Annotated in this window: 23 protein-coding genes; 8 read left to right on the plus strand and 15 right to left on the minus strand. The window is 39.4% G+C overall.

Annotation, left to right across the window (positions count from 1 at the left end; genetic code table 11):
* Window positions 1-83: 83 nt before the first annotated feature.
* The 6 genes from J0M37_02630 to J0M37_02655 form a co-directional block, all read right to left on the minus strand.
* Window positions 84-545: a nitrous oxide reductase accessory protein NosL gene (locus tag J0M37_02630; protein ID MBN8583965.1), complete on the minus strand. Its 462-nt coding sequence runs from the start codon at window positions 543-545 to the stop codon at window positions 84-86.
* Window positions 542-1132: a hypothetical protein gene (locus J0M37_02635; GenBank protein MBN8583966.1), complete on the minus strand. Its 591-nt coding sequence runs from the start codon at window positions 1130-1132 to the stop codon at window positions 542-544. The genes J0M37_02630 and J0M37_02635 overlap by 4 nt, the downstream gene beginning before the upstream one ends.
* 59 nt (window positions 1133-1191) lie before the next feature.
* On the minus strand, window positions 1192-3219 hold the full coding sequence (gene nosZ / locus J0M37_02640) for a Sec-dependent nitrous-oxide reductase (GenBank protein MBN8583967.1): 2028 nt from the start codon (window positions 3217-3219) through the stop codon (window positions 1192-1194).
* An 85-nt stretch (window positions 3220-3304) separates the two neighbouring features.
* Complete coding sequence (locus J0M37_02645) at window positions 3305-3754, minus strand: cytochrome c (protein ID MBN8583968.1); 450 nt, start codon at window positions 3752-3754, stop codon at window positions 3305-3307.
* Window positions 3755-3779: 25 nt separating this feature from the next.
* Entirely contained in the window at window positions 3780-4517 is a 738-nt protein-coding gene (gene ric, locus J0M37_02650) for an iron-sulfur cluster repair di-iron protein (protein ID MBN8583969.1), read from the minus strand.
* Window positions 4518-5226: 709 nt separating this feature from the next.
* Window positions 5227-5919 carry a Crp/Fnr family transcriptional regulator gene (locus J0M37_02655; protein ID MBN8583970.1) on the minus strand — a complete coding sequence of 231 codons (693 nt, stop codon included), beginning with the start codon at window positions 5917-5919 and terminating at the stop codon, window positions 5227-5229.
* Between the two features lie 172 nt (window positions 5920-6091).
* On the opposite strand from J0M37_02655, the gene J0M37_02660 reads away from it, so the two are divergent.
* Window positions 6092-7006 (plus strand): hypothetical protein, encoded by a 915-nt coding sequence (locus tag J0M37_02660; protein MBN8583971.1) that lies wholly within the window; start codon window positions 6092-6094, stop codon window positions 7004-7006.
* Between the two features lie 135 nt (window positions 7007-7141).
* Window positions 7142-8593 carry a B12-binding domain-containing radical SAM protein gene (locus tag J0M37_02665; protein ID MBN8583972.1) on the plus strand — a complete coding sequence of 484 codons (1452 nt, stop codon included), beginning with the start codon at window positions 7142-7144 and terminating at the stop codon, window positions 8591-8593.
* A gap of 280 nt (window positions 8594-8873) precedes the next feature.
* Here J0M37_02665 and tnpA read toward each other — a convergent pair whose 3' ends face one another.
* The 8 genes from tnpA to bla form a co-directional block, all read right to left on the minus strand.
* Window positions 8874-9326, minus strand: coding sequence for an IS200/IS605 family transposase (gene tnpA / locus J0M37_02670; GenBank protein ID MBN8583973.1), 453 nt, complete (start codon window positions 9324-9326; stop codon window positions 8874-8876).
* A 121-nt stretch (window positions 9327-9447) separates the two neighbouring features.
* Window positions 9448-9912, minus strand: a complete 465-nt coding sequence (locus J0M37_02675) for a DinB family protein (GenBank protein ID MBN8583974.1) — start codon at window positions 9910-9912, stop codon at window positions 9448-9450.
* A gap of 10 nt (window positions 9913-9922) precedes the next feature.
* Window positions 9923-10981, minus strand: coding sequence for a hypothetical protein (locus J0M37_02680; protein ID MBN8583975.1), 1059 nt, complete (start codon window positions 10979-10981; stop codon window positions 9923-9925).
* 9 nt (window positions 10982-10990) lie between these two features.
* Window positions 10991-11485 carry a GNAT family N-acetyltransferase gene (locus J0M37_02685; GenBank protein MBN8583976.1) on the minus strand — a complete coding sequence of 165 codons (495 nt, stop codon included), beginning with the start codon at window positions 11483-11485 and terminating at the stop codon, window positions 10991-10993.
* Window positions 11486-11684: 199 nt separating this feature from the next.
* Window positions 11685-12143, minus strand: coding sequence for an ASCH domain-containing protein (locus tag J0M37_02690; GenBank protein ID MBN8583977.1), 459 nt, complete (start codon window positions 12141-12143; stop codon window positions 11685-11687).
* 7 nt (window positions 12144-12150) lie between these two features.
* On the minus strand, window positions 12151-12765 hold the full coding sequence (locus tag J0M37_02695; protein MBN8583978.1) for a hypothetical protein: 615 nt from the start codon (window positions 12763-12765) through the stop codon (window positions 12151-12153).
* A gap of 175 nt (window positions 12766-12940) precedes the next feature.
* Complete coding sequence (locus J0M37_02700) at window positions 12941-13519, minus strand: YdeI/OmpD-associated family protein (protein MBN8583979.1); 579 nt, start codon at window positions 13517-13519, stop codon at window positions 12941-12943.
* A gap of 320 nt (window positions 13520-13839) precedes the next feature.
* Complete coding sequence (gene bla, locus J0M37_02705; GenBank protein MBN8583980.1) at window positions 13840-14601, minus strand: subclass B1 metallo-beta-lactamase; 762 nt, start codon at window positions 14599-14601, stop codon at window positions 13840-13842.
* A gap of 112 nt (window positions 14602-14713) precedes the next feature.
* Between bla and J0M37_02710 the strand changes: the two genes are divergently transcribed.
* Together J0M37_02710 and J0M37_02715 are read left to right on the plus strand one after the other, a co-directional pair.
* Window positions 14714-15178 (plus strand): MGMT family protein, encoded by a 465-nt coding sequence (locus J0M37_02710; protein MBN8583981.1) that lies wholly within the window; start codon window positions 14714-14716, stop codon window positions 15176-15178.
* 109 nt (window positions 15179-15287) lie between these two features.
* Complete coding sequence (locus J0M37_02715) at window positions 15288-15764, plus strand: hypothetical protein (protein ID MBN8583982.1); 477 nt, start codon at window positions 15288-15290, stop codon at window positions 15762-15764.
* A 113-nt stretch (window positions 15765-15877) separates the two neighbouring features.
* On the opposite strand, the gene J0M37_02720 is transcribed toward J0M37_02715, so the two are convergent.
* A complete protein-coding gene (locus J0M37_02720; GenBank protein ID MBN8583983.1) occupies window positions 15878-16327 on the minus strand; it encodes a hypothetical protein in 450 nt (149 codons plus the stop codon).
* A gap of 200 nt (window positions 16328-16527) precedes the next feature.
* On the opposite strand from J0M37_02720, the gene J0M37_02725 reads away from it, so the two are divergent.
* From J0M37_02725 to J0M37_02740, 4 genes are read left to right on the plus strand one after another with little or no spacing between them, the layout of a single operon-like run.
* Window positions 16528-16749 carry a hypothetical protein gene (locus tag J0M37_02725; protein ID MBN8583984.1) on the plus strand — a complete coding sequence of 74 codons (222 nt, stop codon included), beginning with the start codon at window positions 16528-16530 and terminating at the stop codon, window positions 16747-16749.
* Window positions 16750-16755: 6 nt separating this feature from the next.
* Window positions 16756-17109, plus strand: a complete 354-nt coding sequence (locus J0M37_02730) for a type II toxin-antitoxin system PemK/MazF family toxin (protein ID MBN8583985.1) — start codon at window positions 16756-16758, stop codon at window positions 17107-17109.
* 4 nt (window positions 17110-17113) lie between these two features.
* A complete protein-coding gene (locus J0M37_02735) occupies window positions 17114-17503 on the plus strand; it encodes an energy transducer TonB (protein ID MBN8583986.1) in 390 nt (129 codons plus the stop codon).
* Between the two features lies 1 nt (window position 17504).
* Window positions 17505-18887 (plus strand): radical SAM protein, encoded by a 1383-nt coding sequence (locus J0M37_02740; GenBank protein ID MBN8583987.1) that lies wholly within the window; start codon window positions 17505-17507, stop codon window positions 18885-18887.
* Window positions 18888-19051: the final 164 nt, after the last annotated feature.

Genomic DNA, 19051 nt, shown 5'->3' on the forward strand with positions numbered 1-19051 from the left:
TTCTATTGTACCTGCAAATCGAAACCTGATTCTGAAAACCTGCCACCTGAAACCTGCAGCATGTAACCCATTCACCCACCCAACTACTTCACCTTGAATTTCACCAACAGGTCGTCCCATGTTTTCATCTCGCCGCCGTGCTGCTTTTGGTTTGCTTCCGCATCACTTTTTTTGCTGTACGCTGAAAGGTTCGCGCCCATCGGGCTTGGCAGCTTTTCGCTGATCAAATATGAAGCTGTAATGCCGTCAATCAATTGTTTTGGATTCGATGCATTAATAACATAAAATCCGGCTGCATCGTTATAGTTCACATTTCCAAGGCTCAGGGCATTGAACATACACTCAGCTGCATCGTATTTGAATATTTTCCCTTTTTTTGTAACTATTTCAGCACCGAAGCGGTGCTCAGAAATATTCATTCTGCATAAAGAGCACTGGTCAACACCGAAGTTTATTTCTTCAGGGTCTGTGCTGCAGGCTGAATTTGTAAATCCCATAACAGCTATCATCAAAACAAATAATACCTTGTTCATTAATCGGTTCATTTTACAATTTCCTTTGCTGCAATATTTTTGTTAAACTTTAATTCATATATGTATAATAATACTGTCAATATTCCCGCTCCTATTACTATCCATCCCCCGGTATCGGGGTAGGAGTGTGCCACAAAATTCAGGAGCTGCTTGCTGCCTATCAAAGGCGGCTGGTAGCTCATCCCCGGAACAACAATTGCTGCGGTAGGATCAAGGTCATGCCCGTAATCATACTCCCACATATAAAAATCCACGCCGCCGGCAATACCTGCAATTAAAAATACAACTGCAAATACCGCAAGAAGCTTTTTTTTGCCGGCTATAGCAGTAATAATTCCGAAGGCAATAAGCCCGCCAAGTATATACGGCATAACAGTAAGCTCTTTAATTGAATCAGGCTCGATCTTTTTCATACCGATGTAATGATTCAGTCCGTTTATAGTATTAAGGTCGCCGGTGATCTTACTTATCCATATCTGCATTCCTAAGCCTTCGGGATACTGCGGTGCTTCAAGATCGATCATCCAGATTGGAGTTAAGAATGCTGCTATCATTGCAAGCGATGAAGCAATTATTAATATTTTGGTTATCTTTTTCATTTTTCCAGTCCTTTATCCCCCCCTCTCCTAAATTAGGTGAGGGGGGATAGGCCATCACTCTATTTCTTTACACCCAGCGAGAACTTTATCTCTCCGCTTGAATTTGTAGGCTGAACTCTTATGTATCCCTGCATTTCCTGGTGAAGCGCGCTGCAAAAATCAGTGCAGTAGAACGGATATACTGTTGCAATCTTGGGTTCCCAAACCATTGTCTGTGTTTCACCCGGCATTATAAGCATTTCTGATGATGTTAATCCTTTTACCACAAATCCATGCGGTATATCCCAGTCCTGCTCAAGGTTTGTAACGTGGAAAAATACCTTATCACCCACTTTAACTCCTTCAATATTATCGGGGGTAAAGTGTGATCTTATCATTCCTACATATACATGAACTTCATTCCCTTTTCTTTCAACACGGGCATCATTAACTGATTTTATTGCATCGGGATGTTTATTTTCATCAAGCTTGAATATCTTAACTGAGTTTTTCATTAACAGGTCTGCAGGGCATGCCTGTGCATAATGCGGCTCACCGATAGTTGGAAAGTCCAGCAGCAGCTTCATCTTCTCTCCTGAAATATCATAAAGCTGCGCTGATTGTGTCAGCTCAGGACCGGTTGGCAGGAACCTGTCTTTTGTGATCTTGTTCATTACAACAAGGTATTTGCCGTAAGGTTTTTTGCTGTCGCCGCCGGGTATCATAATATGTCCTACAGAATAGAAAGATGCAGCCCTGTCAACTACTTCAAGCTTCTTTACATCCCATTTAACAACTTCACTGCTTACAAACATAGATGTGTATGCAAAGCCTTTATCATCAAATTCTGTATGTAAAGGGCCCAATCCCGGTTTCTGAACCTCACCGTGTAATGCTGCTTCGTATTTTATAACAGGAATTCCCGCAACATCTCCATCGAACTGTTTAGATTCAATAGCTTTTAACATCTTTGAAAAAGAGAACACCGGAATTACCGTTGCAAGCTTGCCGCCGCCAACTATATATTCACCGCTGGGATCAACATCAGCGCCGTGGGGTGATTTGGGGCAGGGGATGTAATATATCATATCAGGGCAGTCTTTGGGATCAAGCATCTTAACTGTTTTTAACACTTCGCTGGTAGCCATATGTTTGCTCTCATCATAAACATTATGATAGTACTCTGAGGCAACATCTTTTGCTTTGCCTTCTTTTAAATACTGTTCTGCTTTTCTCCAGTTAACCGCCATAATAAAATCTTTATCCTTCTGGCTTGCGTTAACTTCTAAAAGTGTGAAAGCTTCTTCAGTGTTGTAGCATGAAAAGAAGAACCAGTCCTTTGAAGGACCCTTTCCTGCATGGCTCAGGTCATAATCAAACGGCGGGGTCATTATCTGGAACTCAACGTTCATGTTTCCGCTCTCGGGATTCACTTTAATAAAGCTTACTGTACCGTTGAACTTTTCCCTGTAGCTTTCTATAGGCACATCAAGCTCTTTTATTGGTATGCTGAAACGTGTTCCGCAAACTACGTATTCTGAGTTTTCTGTGGTGAAAGGTGAAGAATGGTTTCCTGCGCTGTTTGGTATTTCAAGTATTTCAGCGGTGCGGAATGTTTTGAGGTCAATTCTCGCAAGCCTTGGCGTATTGTTCCCGTTCAAAAAAACCCATTTGCCGTTTGGCACACCGTCTGTCATGCTTAGTTCAGAATGATGTGAATCGTCCCATGGTATAAATCCATGCGAGGTCATAAGCATAGGCTTTGTTTCTTCGGTATAACCCCATCCTTTTTCGGGATCGACAGAGAATACAGGGATAACCCTGAACAGCCTTCCTGAAGGAAGCCCGTAAACTGCAAGCTGACCGCTGAACCCGCCTGATATAAATGAATAAAACTCATCATATTTACCGGGCTCTACATATACTTTTGATGCTGCATCTTCGCTCATGTTCAGATTTGTTGAGCCTTCCTTTTTACCGCATCCTGCAAGCAGTATCACAGAAAATGTTATCGCTAAAATAAGACCCGCTGTGATCGGCGGCAATATGGATGATGATGCTACCTGAGACACTAACCTTTTTGAGAAATTCCCTAAATTGAATTTCATTTTGATTTTCTCCTTAATTATAGAACCGTTTTATTTGCTGTTATCACTATACTATTTGATCTTTGTTATTTGCTATTTGAATAAGTTATTCTTTTGGAGTTACTTTACCTTCATCAACTGCCCTCATATATTCAAGCAGCGCTCTTGCATCATCATGGGTTACATCCTGGAATGTCATCTGTACGAGATATTGCGCAAATAATTCCTTGGTCACTTTATCTTTCTGAGCCATTTCTACTGGGTTAAGTATCTGGTTCATTATCCATTCCGGTCTTCTGCGTTTTGTCACATCTTTAAGCGGGGGCCCCACAAGCCTTGAACCGAATTTATGGCAGGTAATGCATTTTGAGTTAAAAATTGTTTCACCTTTAGCATATAATGCTGCATCTACCGGGGCAAGCTTCATTTCTTCCTTTACCGGTCCAATTCCAAACTCATCATTCTTGCACCCGTTGAATGCAATAACAGAGATCGCAAGGGTTAAACATAACACAGATACTGATATAATTTTTTTGTTATAAAATAATGCTTTCATTTAATTAACCTTCCTTTATATTTTATTATAATGTTGAATAAACTTTCTTTAATTTTTCTTCCATAGCTTTTGCTTTAGGAAAAAGAACATTGTTTTCAAGGTGAATGTGCATATGCAGATCTTCTTCAAACTCTCTAAGCTCGCCATAAAGCACTTTAAAAGTTGCACATGCATCCTGCGGAGGAATATATCCTTCGGATAATGCGTTCATCTTTTTAAGCAATAAACCGGCATTATCATGTTCTGTTTCCATTACTTTTATCGGGTTATCAACCGAACCGAAAGGCGCAGCAGGCATTTCAATTGAGTTCTTTATTGCGAAACTTAGCTTTTTTATATAAGGAAACAGCATTCGTTCTTCTTTTGCCATATGCTCAAGAAGCTCATTTTTCAGCTCAGTAAAAATATATTCTATGCTGCAAACTTCCGGATGCCTTACGCCGTGCGCATACACTACTTTCTGCAGATGGTGCTCTATGGTTGAAATTGCATTGTTAACGTATGCGTGGTGATTGTTGATTATGTAGTCTGTTAAAAAATCAGCTTCCCATTTATCAAAATGCGCTGAAGCAGGATTATTGGCATTCAGCTTTTCCAGCTCCGCTAAAAGACTGCCGGTATCTATACCTTTTGTTCTGCAGGCTTCTTCTATAGTTCTTTTTCCGCCGCAGCAGAAATCCATACCGTAGCTTTCAAATACTTTTGCGGCATGAAAATTCTCCGCTACCACATCACCTACTTTTGTTTCCTTTTGTATCAGCATTACTATACTCCTTTAAATTTTTCAGGTTTTCTTTTCTGTTACAAAGTTACCTAACGGATGTGAGTATCCCATTGACTTAAGTCAATACAGGAAAATTAGTAATAAATTATTGATAATAGATGGTTTAAGGGGATATAAGATCTGAGTCCTTTATAAAAGAATCCGGGGGATATCATTATATTCAGTATTAATGATAAGACTTCAATCCCGGAAATTTTTTAATAAAATTAATTAGCCCCGCTCTTCAGAGCGGGGGACAGGTATAACTCAAACGGGACTTTAGTCCCGATTAATTCTTCAGAAAAATCATTTAGAGTCATACGACTTCAAAAGTCTTATCATTTCTTAATAAAAATTACATTAAACTTGAAATTAATAGATCAGGGAAAGACCAAACAGACTTTTGAAGTCGGATTATTCATTGGTCTCTGAAATTTTTCCATAAAATTGTTTAACCCGCCTTATAAAAATTACCGTTAAGAAATTTTCTAAACGAAGCGTAACAGGAAAATCTGTTTAAGTCCGGCAGCCGCGGCCCCGTGAGTGGCATTAAAAATCCCCCTTATAAAGGGGGACTATTACCACGGGAAAAAATTATCTTCAATTAATATATTGGTAAACTTAAAGCGTAAATTTTCGATGGGGATTTTGCAGAAAAAAACAAAAAACCACTCTCATGAAAAAACCATTTTTTTCTAACTCAATTCACTCACACAACAAAATCTTTTAATCTATCCATATCACATATCTTAATCACCTTACCGTTAACTGTGATCATATCCTCATCCTGCAGTTTTTTTAATGTACGTGAAAGTGTTTCGGGTATTGTGCCTAAATATGCGGCAAGGTCGTTCTTGCTGATATTAAGTGATATTGTTTCTGAGTTCTGTGATTTCTTTTGTTCTGTAAGTATATAACCGGCGACCCTGCGGGTTACATCCTTAAGCGTAAGCTCTTCGATGTGATGGTTCAGATGCCTTAATCGTTTCGCAAATCCCGATACCATCTTTATACATATCTTCGAGTTATTTTCAAGCAGCTCCCTGAACTGCCTGGCAGGTATCAGCAGCACCCGGGTATCATCTTCCAGCGCCATTGAGTTTGCCGGGTAGCGAAAGCTTTCTTCGAACATCTCGTTGAAATTTTCAAACAGCGGCACTTCAGCAAATGTATTGAACGGAGGAATAAGATGAAGTATATGCTCCTTGCCATCCCTTGATATCTTATATATCTTTACCAGTCCGGTAACTGTGATGTAAAACCCAAGGTACGGTTCCGTATCGAAAAAAATAATATCACCTTTATTGAAGGTTTTTTGTTTTACTATAGCTGAAAGGGTATCAAGCTCATCATCATCCAGACCGGAAAATATGTATACTTTTTTTAAATTATCTTTAAGCATTAATCTCTAACGGTTATTTTAACCGCAAACATTTTAATTAATGGACTTACAAAGTTACATAAATTTAAATTTGTTTAAAATATAGGGTTTTGAAGTAGTATATTGCAGCTAATCATAGGATTTAGATAAATATTGCATAATTGATAATTTATGTAGAAATTTCAGTTATAAAATGGAAGAATTGAAGAAAAATATAATTAAAACCCTGCTTTATTATGATATATTTTCTCATCCGCTTAAGCCGGAGGAGATATATTCATTTCTTCCCCGTAATTCCATTACTAAAAGTGATGTGAAAAATTTCCTTGAAACAGCAGCCAAACAGGGTTCAGTTCCTTTCGCTGAAAAAGACGGGTACTATTACATCAAGCCCGCTGAAGAAAATATTTCCAAACGGATAATCAAAGAAAACTATTCGCTTAAAATGTGGAAGCGTGCTGCGCTTGTTACCCATATAATCAAACGCTTTCCGTTTGTCAGGGCTGTATTTGTTACCGGCAGCCTCTCAAAAAATTCCAGTGATCCTGCAAGCGACCTGGATTTTATGCTTGTAACCAAAAAGAACCGTTTGTGGATCTCCAGGACACTGCTGATGCTTTTTAAAAAGATATTTTTCCTCAACAGCTATAAGTTCTTTTGCATCAATTATTACGTTACAGAAGATAATCTTGTCATATCAGAGCGCAATATTTTTACCGCCACTGAAATTGCTACTATAAAAGCAACATTTAATACAGAGCTGCTTAATGAATTCATCCGGCAGAATGAGTGGGTAAAGGAATACTTCCCTAATTATGTATTATGCGACCCGATGCTTCACTCCAGCGGCTGCAAAGTGAACAACCGCAGGAGCAAATTACAGCGCTTGATCGAATTTTTTATTCCCGGAAAGCTGGCTTCTGCAATTGATAAAAAGCTTATGTGCATGACCCGTAAACACTGGAAGAAAAAATACCCGCAGCTTCCGGATAATGAACGGAACCATATGTTCAAATCAACAGAAAATGTTTCCAAAACACATCCCGGCAACATGCAGAAAAAAATTCTTGGCATGTACAGCCAAAAACTGCAGGAATTTAACCTTTGAACCGGGATTTAATTATAGTTCCATTACACTAACCAATTTAAAACCGTTTAACCGATTAAACCATAAACCGATTAACCGTTTAACCGATTAACTGTTTAACCAGATAACCGTTTAACAATTTAACTGATCAACCAATTGTCCGATATCCTGTTTGCAAATACGTATTTTTTAAAGCATGACCTGAAGGAATTCCGCAACATGAATCTTTATGCGCCTTTGGGTACTCTGTATGCCGCAGCATACGTTATGCAGAAAGGCTATACTGCCGCCTTGTTTGATACTATGCTCGCAGATTCTGAAGAGGACCTGAAGGCATCACTTGCACAGCATAAACCCAGATATATGGTGATATATGACGATACTTTTAACTATCTCACCAAAATGTGTTTAACCAGGATGCGTGAAGCGGCTTTCCGTATGAGCGAAATCGCAAAGGAATTCGGCTGCACTGTGATAGTATCAGGCTCCGATAGCGTTGACCACCTTGAAAAATATTTCCGGCATAAAGTTGATTATGCCATCTGCGGCGAGGGAGAACAAACCCTCGGTGAACTTTTGGACTATTTACAAAATATTTTTGCGAGCGAAGCAAAGCAATCCCATAAACAGAACCTCCCGCATAACATCAACGGACTCGCTTTCCTCGAAAACGGCAAAATAACACGCACCGCTCCAAGAAAAGTATTAAAAGAACTTGATACACTGCCTTACCCCGCATGGGAGCTGGTTGATCTTGCAAAGTACCGTGAGTTGTGGCTGAAACATCACGGGTATTTTTCCATGAACCTGGTAACAACCCGCGGATGTCCCTTCCACTGCAACTGGTGCGCAAAGCCCGTTTACGGGCAGGTGTATAATTCACACTCACCCCAATATATTGCGGGTCAGGTTAAGCTGCTTAAAGAAAAATATTCCGCTGATCATATCTGGTTCTGTGATGATATCTTCGGGCTTAAGCCCGGCTGGGTCAAAGGTTTTGATGAAGCTGTAAATAAAGATAGCATTAAGCTTCCCTTCAAATGTCTTTCACGGGCTGATCTTTTACTGAAGGAAGATAATATTTCGCATCTGGCAAATGCGGGGTGTGAGTCGATTTGGATAGGCGCGGAATCAGGTTCACAAAAGATACTCGATGCCATGGATAAGGGTACAACAATTGAAGAAATCTACGAAGCAACCCGCCTGCTGAAAAAACACGGCATCAAAACATGTTTCTTCCTGCAGTTTGGCTACACCGGTGAAACAATGAATGAGATCAACCAGACCATTAAAATGGTTAATGACCTTATGCCGGATGATATTGGTATTTCGGTTTCATATCCCCTGCCCGGAACGAAATTTTATGAGCGCGTATCATCGCAGATGAAGAAAAAGCATAATTGGGAGCTCTCGGATGATTTCGAAATGATGTTCGACGGGACTTACTCAACTGAATTTTATCGCGTACTGCACAAACGCGTTCATAAGGAATACCGCACCCGCCAGCTTCTTCACGAACCCTTAAAACGCTTCACATCACTCTGGAAACTGCCCGTGTATGCCGCGGGGTGGATGGCAAGCTCGAGAAAACTGAGATCTCTAAATTAAAATTTTGTGGATTGAAGTTTATTAATAGCTCCCCTCCTTTCTTAAGGAGGGGAAAGACTGCCCAAGGCAGTCAGGGGTGGTAACTTTGCCACAATATATCACAAGCCCAGAAGCGGTGCAATATATCAACGATGGGCGAAGCCCATCGAAATATGCACACATGTATCGCTAGCCCTGAAAGGGCGGTATAACCTAGCGATGGGCGAAGCCCATCGAAAAAATACACACATAAAACCCAAGCCCTGAAAGGGCGTCATAAAAAACACACTCCCCCAAAAAATTATTCCCAAATATATCTCTCATCATAATCAACCTTATACTTCTTTAAAAATGCCAGATACTCTTCTTTAAATGTCTTCATTCTGTGATGATCATGCTGGTTTTCTATATATGCAACAACCTTATCAATTTCTGAAGGATTTACAGAAAATGCCCCGTATCCATCCTGCCAATAAAATTTTTTTAATAATTCACCTTTTGTCTTCATCCATTTTGATGAATGTGACTTTACTTCTTCGATCAATTTCATTAATGCAATTTTTTTGGATAAAAGACATACTATATGAACATGATCAGTGTAACCGCCAATTTTTATCGGAGTACATTCTAACTTTCTGCATATTCCGCCAATGTATGAATGCAGCTCGCTTTCTACCGGAGATTTTATGAAAGGAAAATTATTTTTTGTTCCGAATATTATATGAACGTAATTTTTTGTAAGTGATTGCCCCATAGCTTTATTGATTACGCCCTTACAGGGCTTTAATTATTTTATATAACTTCGATGGGCTTCTCCCATCGCTGGTATCTTTCGCCCCTACGGGGCTTAACTGATTTTCCACAACACTTCACCCCTATCCTTCATCAATCATCTTCTTTATCAGCACAATCTGTCCCAAATGATATGTATCATGAATAATGATCGACAATACCAGCTCATAATATGAATAACCGCTGGCAGGTGATATTTTTTCCAGGTGTGAGTCTTTTTGCTTACCAAGAAAAGTTAATATATCCTTCTGTGACTTCTCGAATTTTTTGATAGTATCTTTCCATGCACCGGCAGTTGTGTTCTTTATTTCAAAGATAAAATTATTCTCAGGATGCCGCACGGGTTTATCTTTAACCCGTGCAATAAGCGCGTTGCGCCATGATATCATATGCAGTACTATCTGCCAGATGGAATTCATTCCCGCCGGCTTCAGCGCCGCCTGCTTTGCAGGCAATGACCTCAGTGTTTTTATTATTGTTACATCTATCCACGGGTCACCGTTGTAGTGATCTTTCAGTAATTTGTTTATATGCTGAATATTGGTCATGGTTTTATTTTTATTCGCATTCCGCATCATACATGCTGCCTATACCGTTATACTGCATTACATCAGAGTATCTTGAGCCGTCATAATTCTGCCAAACGCTGAACTCAGCGTAACGGCAGGTGCCGTCAGGCCACTTGCCCAGCAGTGTTACATCAAGCGATCTACCGGTAATAATGCTTGTCCATTCATTCCTCGAAATATACCAGTCATAACTGGTTATAACCGCTTTGTAATATCTTTCCTTCCAGCCTTCGGCTGCCGCGTAGCGGTTAATTGCGTCAATTGCATCCTGCTCAAGTTTGCTGTTTTTCATTCCTGCAGGTAACTGGCTGAATATCTTAAGTACAGGCTTGTATAAAGTGAACTCACCTGTTGCAACAGGCTCCTTGCCGCTTTGTCCGCCCGGAGTGCCCTTCCACATTTCTACGTTTATAACATGTTTGCCGCCCGGCAGATCGTTCACCTGCTTTTCAAAATCCTCAGCGTCGCCGGTTAACTCAGTTTCATATAAAGTGAGTGCGGAAGTATAACCGGATATCTCATTTCCCATAAGTACACCGGCAGGTTTATATTCTGCTTCACTGAAATTTATATAAAACTTCAGGTAATAGTCGCCCGTTGGATACTGCTGCACCGTTGGCGTTGTTTGTTCTGGTGAATCGTAAACCGGGTATTCACCGAAAGGAGCATTCAGCTTTACGCATGCGGTGATTATTTCCTTAAAATTAAAGCTTTCATTATAACGCGGTTCGCCTTTGGTAAGATCCGGTTCCTTTTCGCGGGTGAATTTCATTTGTACGGTTGAAAAATTTTTCTTCACCGCAACTGAAGTTGTATCAGCCTTTTTCTTTGTTTTCTTTTCTTTCTTAGGGGCAGATGTAGTATCGATGTACTTTTCAATTTCTTTTTTTACTTTCCCGAATACGTCATCAAGCTGTGAATAAACCGGGTGTGTAATAAACAATGCTGCTAAAACGATTATTGAAATATAAGTTTTCATTTTTGGGGTGTTATTTCTGAATATGTAGTAATAATTAACAAAATTACCTGTTAAAGTAAGTAATTTCAAAGAATTTACTTAAAGTTGGAGCCCCATAACATATTCATCCATGTATTTGCCATCCAATTTTGCTTCACGGATCTTTTTGCCTTCTTCAATAAATCCGAATTTTTTATACAGCGCTATACCTGCAGCATTATGGCTGTAGACTTCGAGGCAAATTTTCTCAAGACCGTTAACCCGTGCCTGTTTAATGCACTCTTCCATCATACGGCTGCCCAAACCTTTGCCGCGGTGCGGCTTTAAGATACCCATTCCGAGTCCGCCTGTATGAGCAAATACTTCACGCTTTCTGCGTGTAATATCACACCAGCCAACAACAGTTTCGTTAAGCACTGCGTAAACCTGTATATCATTATCTCGTATAAGCTCTGATACAAATTTACGCATATGTTCATATGACGGCGCTTCAGTAAATGCAAGCCAGGTTCTTTCGCGCGCTACTGAATCCAGCGCATCGCGGAATGAATCCGCAAGTTCTAAAGTTTTATTTACAATTTTTATTTCTTCCATAGAATTAATTCCCCCTTTTGAATGGGGACTAAAGTTTTGAGGTTAAATTAATTAAAATAAATCAAAAATCTACAGTTGTGAAAAGATCTTTGATGGGGATGTTTTTGTTAATATTTATTTTTCTATAAGAAGTCCCTCCGCGAGATCTCTTCAAGTTCTTCCTTCACGCCTTTGCGTCTCTGCGTGTAATATATACATTTCACTTCCAAACAACCTTAAACCTCTCGCACACAAGCGGCATATCGTCGGCAAATTCCCTGCCAATTGCCGGCAGTGTACGAGTGAAAAATCTTATATGCGCTTCGCGCCAATAGTCTAATGATAGGTCCCCTTCGCCCTCATCCCGCGCAAAGGCTGCATCTACCTCATTGTAATTTTTTAAAGTGACCTCAACTGTTTCAATTATACAACGGGGCTCACCTTTACCATCTACTATAACAGAAAGCAGCCCGGGTTTGGGAATATCGCCGCCCTCATGCTCCCACTCCCACAATGCTGAGCATGTCGCAGTTTTTAAACCGCTGAGTACGGGCTCTAACAGCTCATCCGCCATTTCAGGTGAATCACCGAATTTATCAACTATATAATCCCCGGAAGAAAACTCATTCTCCTTGCCGAGTGATTTAAGATATTGTATGTAAAATTCTTCGGGTGTCATGTTTTTTTTAACTTATCCAAAGCTGTCTGTTATCAAATAATATCCATTTACCATTTTCCTTCTTTAGCCACAAATAATTTGCTTCACCCCACAATCCAGCTTTAAAAAAAGTAATATAAATTACTGCAACATTTTCTTCTATATTTAAAGAAGGCTTTGAAAAATTAATAAAGCCCCATATATCCGGATATAGTTTATATATTTCTTCATAATTTTTAACATTCGCAACATCTTTATCAGAATAAGTTTTAATTGATGTTATTTTATTCTGGTCTATTTTATATTTTCTTTTATTAAGCGGTTTCATTCTGTCTGTAAGGTATTTATCATTAAATCCCTTATCTTTATGTTGATCAAAAGACCAATTCGAAAGATATTCTATACCTGTAGAGTCTGGTATTATTACTGCTAGAGGTAATCTATTTCCGGTTCCTTCATAAAACAAGGAATCGTCTGCGGAATAACTTCCTTTTTTATATTTATCCAAATACAAATCAATAGCTGCTGATATTACTTCGTAATCCATTTCGTCAAGTTCCGGCAGTAACGCTTGGTTAACTTGCCGATTACCTGAACATGAAATAAAGAATACAAACAATAAAAAGTAAGTTAGGTTTTTCATACTTTATTATTCCGCCCTTTCAGGGCTTTGATTTTCTTTGTTGCTTCTTACCGATGGGCTTTGCCCATCGCTTTTATATTACGCCCCTTCGGGGTTTTATATTACAATATGCTCTTTGCGGCTTTGCGCCTTTGCGACTAAATTCTTCTCTGTGTCTCAATGCCTCTGTGTTAGTTTATTTCTTATCCTTCAAAGGCGTCAATAGACCAATCCTCCTGCCTGCTTCGGTATCCGCAATTAGAGTCTTCATCCGTCGAAGCCTGGTTTCTTCCTGTTTGGCTGAGATCACCCACCATGTCGAGGTTTTCCTGTATCCCGGCGGCATTTTGCTGAAATTTTCCCATGCTTTTTTGTTCGCCTTCAGCATTTTCAATAACACTCCGGGAAATTTTATTTCCTTCTGTTCATTTGAATACAATCCGGCCCTTTTAAGGTCTCGGTTCTTATAAACATGCAGCCCGTGCGGATGCATCTTACCGTTTTTGATAAGTTCCTCAGCCTTTTTGATATTCACAGCGCTCCATATACTGCCTTTGCGGCGCGGAGTGTAACGCTGGCAATAGCTCTCTTCATCAATACTTCTTGAAATGCCGTCTATCCAACCGAAGCAAAGGACTTCTTCAAGCGCTTCTTTGTATGTGATGCTTTTTTTACCGCTGGCTTTTTTGTAATAACCCAGCCACAGCTCATCTTTTTTTGCGTGATTCTTTTCAAGCCAGGCCCTGAATGCAGCCTGTGTTTTAAAGAATTTTATATTAGTTGGTTCGTTAGCCGGCAATTTTTCTAATTAATATTGTTTTATGTTAATGAATTTTAAAACTGGATTTCAGAAAAAAAAAGCTTGTAAACCCCCATTATAAATAATCCAAAAAAATTATCCTTTACGATAAATTGGGTTTTATTTGTTTGCTCAGATTTTGACTCCCCTTTAACAAAGGGGGGATGAAAATCATTAAATATTTGAATTTCGAAAATTAATCTATAAGCTTAATTCACTTTAATTTCCAAATGGGGGTTCCACTTTTGTACAAAACCCATATTCATAATTATAACCATTTCCCCGGGGTCTAAAACTCACTTATCCTCAAACTGCTTCTCTTTATAATTCTTCTCTTTCTTCATTCCGTTGGCTTCTTTAAGCAGCTCATATGTGTACTTAAGGCTGCCAAGGTCACGCCAGCTTTGGTGACCCGGTATGATATACTTTGCATCAGGGAATTTCTGCATGACCTTCTCAGCGGCAGTTTCCCAGCTTTTTGTATCTGCGTGTGAAAGATTCCCCAGTCCGCCTGATTCCGTACTCTTTATAAAACAGCCGCCGTATAATATTTGAGATGCGGGCAGCCAGATGACAATATTATCCGGTGCGTGACCCGCGCCCGGAAAGAATGTTTCAAACTCCACACCGCCGATATTAAACACCGTATCACCCGATAAAACAAATTCCGCAAGCGGCCTCTTGGTTTCTTTGCAGAGCTCATAAGTATGCCGTGTGGAGTATGTCCTTACACCAAGCCTTTTTAATATATCAAAACCCGCTGTCCTGTCATCATGGAAATGTGTAGCAATGCACATAACTACATCCTTGCCGTGCCTGGCTTTTATGGAATCCATCAGCGGTATTACCTGGTTAGTATCCCAGGGAGTATCAAACATTACAACCCCGGCGGGGGTTACAGCATACATGCTGTTTGAAGGAAATGGCGTGCCTTCATAATCAACGTATGTGATATAAATATAAAAATCGCCGGCCAGGTGTGAAATTTCAAGTTTACCCTGCGAATAAATATTAAGTGAATACAGGCAGCTAAATAATAAGATTAATGTTTTGAGCATTTATAATTTTAAATAATAATTAAATTTGAATACAGGAAATTTATTAAAAATAATGCTTTCCTGAAAGTAATAAAATACTAAATAAGTTCATAATAATACTCAATAAAATATCATGCCGCATAAAACATGGAATGAAAAACTGAACACTACGGGTGACCTGCCCAAGGTAGTAATGCTCAACCCTAAACAGATCGCAAAGTTTAAAGCTAATACACTTGCAATTCCCTCACCGCCGGAGGTGAATGAACTGATGTCAAAAGTACCAAAAGGTAAGCTGAATACGATAAATATAATGCGTGAAAAAATTGCACGGCGGCATAAAGCTGATGCGGGCTGTCCCATAACAACGGGGATCTTCGCATGGATATCTTCCTTTGCTGCTGAAGAATCACGTGAGCTGGGCAAAAAGCGAATTACCCCCTATTGGCGCACATTAAAAAATGGCGGGGAGTTAAACCCAAAATACCCGGGCGGAATCAAACAACAGCAAAAAGCTCTTGAATCAGAAGGTCACACAATAATACAAAAAGGCAAACGATACTTCGTTAAAGATTACGAAAAAAAGCTGGTGAAATAGTGAACCCTCCCCTTCGGGGAGGGCAGGGTGGGGTCACCTGAAACATTTTCACTCCATTGAACATATAATATAAAACAGTTAATTTATCACAAATAAAAGGGGTTTTACCATGAAATATTTAATTACAACAGCAATTATTCTGAGCTCACTTTTTCTGTTGAATTCACGCTCATTCAGCCAGTCAGCCACAACTATGCAGGATATACTGGAAACGGTATCTGCAAAGGTTGTTGAGCTTGAAGACCAGCGCAACCAGGAAATTGTCAATATGACATTTGACCTTCTGGTTAACACCGGTAAAAAATCTTTGTGGCGCTATCTTGATCCTGCATTTGATTATGATGTAATGGTCATAGGCGATAGAAGAATTGAGAAGATTAAAGTAACAGTGTATAAAAAAAATGCATCTAATAATGAGTGGGAATTTGTTGATGAGTATTCCTCTGATAAGCCTGTTATCAGGCTTGACCCGCTGGAATTTGAACAGTATGAATTCACAGTTACGGTGGATAAATTCAAAACCGGCAGCACAACAGGACATTTTGCGCTGCTGCTTTACCACCAGAACCCCGAAAGAGGAAAATAGATAAGTTTGACATAGCAGTATTAATAAAAAATATCCGGTCTTAATCCGGATATTTTTATTATATAATTATCCTCGTTCCCAAACTCCGGTTTTGGAACGCACTTTTGAAACACTTATTGCTTGGTAACCTTTACACTCTTCAGTCTAACATACCTCGGGAAAGTTGGTGTATAATTATTCAACTGCACCACAAAGGAAAAATATGTGCTTCCCGCAGCTAAATTCTGATTGAGAGAAAACGGCTCATCCCTTGGTGCAAAAATATCGGGAAAATATACTGGCACCGGTGTTGAATTTGTAGAAAACCCGAATCTGCCGTAAGCTGATGGGGTATCAACATTGGACTGCAGTGTGAATTCAACCAGCACATTACCGCTTGTTGAAGTTGAGTATGAAACGGAATCCCTTGCAAAACCAGTTGAGCTTAACCAAACGCTTATTGAATCAGCCGAATACATAACTGTTCCTGCAGGTACACCGGGATTATTTGTTGTTGTATCATCACTGCATGAGCTGATGATTGAAACAAAACTAACCAATAGTAATAATAGTATATATTTCATATATAACTTTTTTTGATAGTAAATGTTCTATTTTACAAATTTAGCAATTTTATTAAATATAAGTTCTAGCTTAAATAGTTATTTATTTTGAAATTCTTCGGGATAACTGAATATGATCCGCTGCAGCTGAGCTGCTTGCATTGTAAATTAAAATATAATGGTATATATTAATGGTATATACTAATTTAATTTTTACTTTCATGAAAAATCTTTCATTGAAGCTTAAAGAAGAGATATACCGCGATACCGAAAAGGTCGTAAAAAAACTGAAGGTGCCGCGAAATTCCTATATCAACAAGGCGGTGGATTTCTACAACAAAGTAAACACCCGCAATATGACACGCAAAAAGCTTTTCGAAGAATCATTGCTTGTAAGCCGGGACTCCATGGAAATATTGCAGGAATTCGAAAAGTTAAGTTAACCCTTAATGAAACAGCCAAACCAAATAAAACAGTTTGATGTATGGATAGCTGATCTGAATCCGCCGAACGGAACTGAACCCGGAAAAATCCGCCCGGTGGTGATAGTACAAACTGATCTGCTGAATAATTTTCATCCTTCAACACTTATTTGCCCGGTGACTACAAATATTTTTACAAAGGCTGAAATATTACGGGTTAATATGAGTAAGAATGAAGCTGGTCTTAAGCAAAGGTCAGCAATACTGGTTGACCAGCTCAGGGCAATTGATAACAAAAGACTTGTGAAACGTCTTGGCAGACTGAATAAAAGCAGCAGGGAGAGACTTATAGATAATCTTAAAGTTATTATGGAGCTTTGAACGAATGAAGTACTTCATAATTATTTCCTCTTTGTTGTTAGCTGATTCTGTAAATATATTTGCACAGAAAGAAATTCAATATCTTTTGTATGATTCGGCAAATATTGGATATGACACAGTAATTACTAAAGAACCTCCTGTGTGTATAAATTATTCAGAAGTTCAAGGAAAACTTGAGTGGCCCTACCGGGCTGATGCCGAAGGTTATGTCTATGCAACATGTATGATAGACACTTTAGGGAATGTTGAAGCTCTGACGGATATAAAAGGAGTTGAAGTGTTTTTTAATGAGGTAAAACGAGTAATCTATATGTTGAAGTTTTCACCTGGCAAAATTAACAATCAACCTGTTAAATATTACGGAGTGGTTCCGTTTAAATTCATATTAAAATAATTTGAAGATCTTCCTCACACATGGCTACTATTTAAACTCCGATCCCAATGAAATGCGGATCATGAAACCCTATGTACCTTTGGGAATACTATATATATCAGCTTATCTTAAACAGCAGGGATTCAGTACAACAGTATATGATTCAACTTTCAAATCATTTGAAGAACAGAAAAATGCCATGCTGGCTGAAAAGCCTGATATAATTGCGATATACTGTAACCTTATGACGAAGCTGAACGTGCTGCCGCTCGTAAAGTTCATCCGCCAAAGTAACGAATTAAAAGACAGCAAAATAATCTTAGGCGGACCCGAGCCGCCTTTCCACGCTGCAGAATTCCTGAACTACGGTGCTGATATTATTGTTGAAGGCGAAGGCGAAGAAACCATGCTTGAGCTGTGCAGGGAGCTGTCAAATCCCAACGGAGATCTAAACAAAGTAAACGGAATATATTTTAAAAAAAATAATTTAATTGTAAAGAACCCGCCGCATGAAAAAATTAAGGATATTGATGTGCTGCCCTTTCCTGACCGCAAGGCTGTTGATCTTTCGTTATATCTAAAAGCATGGAAAAACGCCCACGGGTACAGCTCAGTAAGCATCAACACAATGCGCGGCTGCCCCTACACATGCAAATGGTGCTCACACACCGTTTACGGCGTAAGTTACCGCAGACGCTCACCCGAAAAAACCGCCGATGAAATAGAATTCATCACAGCAAATTACAACCCTGATATGCTTTGGTTCGTTGATGATGTATTCACAGTGTCACATAAATGGCTTACAAAATTGCTGCAGGTGTTTACCGCGCGCGGAATTAAAATTAAATTTGAGTGCATCTCACGCAGCGATAGACTAAATGAAGAAGTGATAATTACTCTGAAACAGCTTGGTTGTTTCAGACTGTGGATAGGGGCAGAGTCAGGCTCGCAGCATGTGCTGGACCTCATGGACAGGCGCGTCAGCGCCGCAGATACGCGCGAGAAGATTAAGCTTACCCGCAAACACGGCATCGAAGCCGGTACATTCATTATGCTTGGCTATCCCGGCGAAAGAAAGCAGGATATCCTCGAAACCACGGAGCATTTAAAGGATTCAAATCCCGATATATTTTTAACAACTGTAGCGTATCCCATTAAAGGAACGCCGTTTTATACCGAGGTGGAATCAAAGCTGTTAACAGATAAAAAGTGGGACCAGCGCACTGACCGTGACCTGGATTTTGAAGGAAGGTATTCAAAAAATTTCTATAAACACGCCAATCGTTACATGGTTAACGAGGTGAATTATTTTAAAATGAAAAACAGCGGCGCGGGTTTCACCTCGTATGGTAAAACCTACCTTAAAGCAAAGGTATCAAGAATAATGATGAGTTTGATAAAATAGCCCGCTTTTGAACGGCCTATGGAAAACTGCGTAAAAAAATTTGAGCACGCATTAATTAATGCAAAAAATCTGTTTGAGACGAAGTCGAGTTATTTTTTGCATCTATTGCGTGCGAAAAGTTTTAGCAGTTTTCCATCAGCCTTGACTTTTTTGGTTCTTTTTGT

This window comes from Ignavibacteria bacterium (genome assembly GCA_017303675.1).
GTDB lineage: Bacteria > Bacteroidota > Ignavibacteria > Tepidaquicellales > OLB5 > OLB5.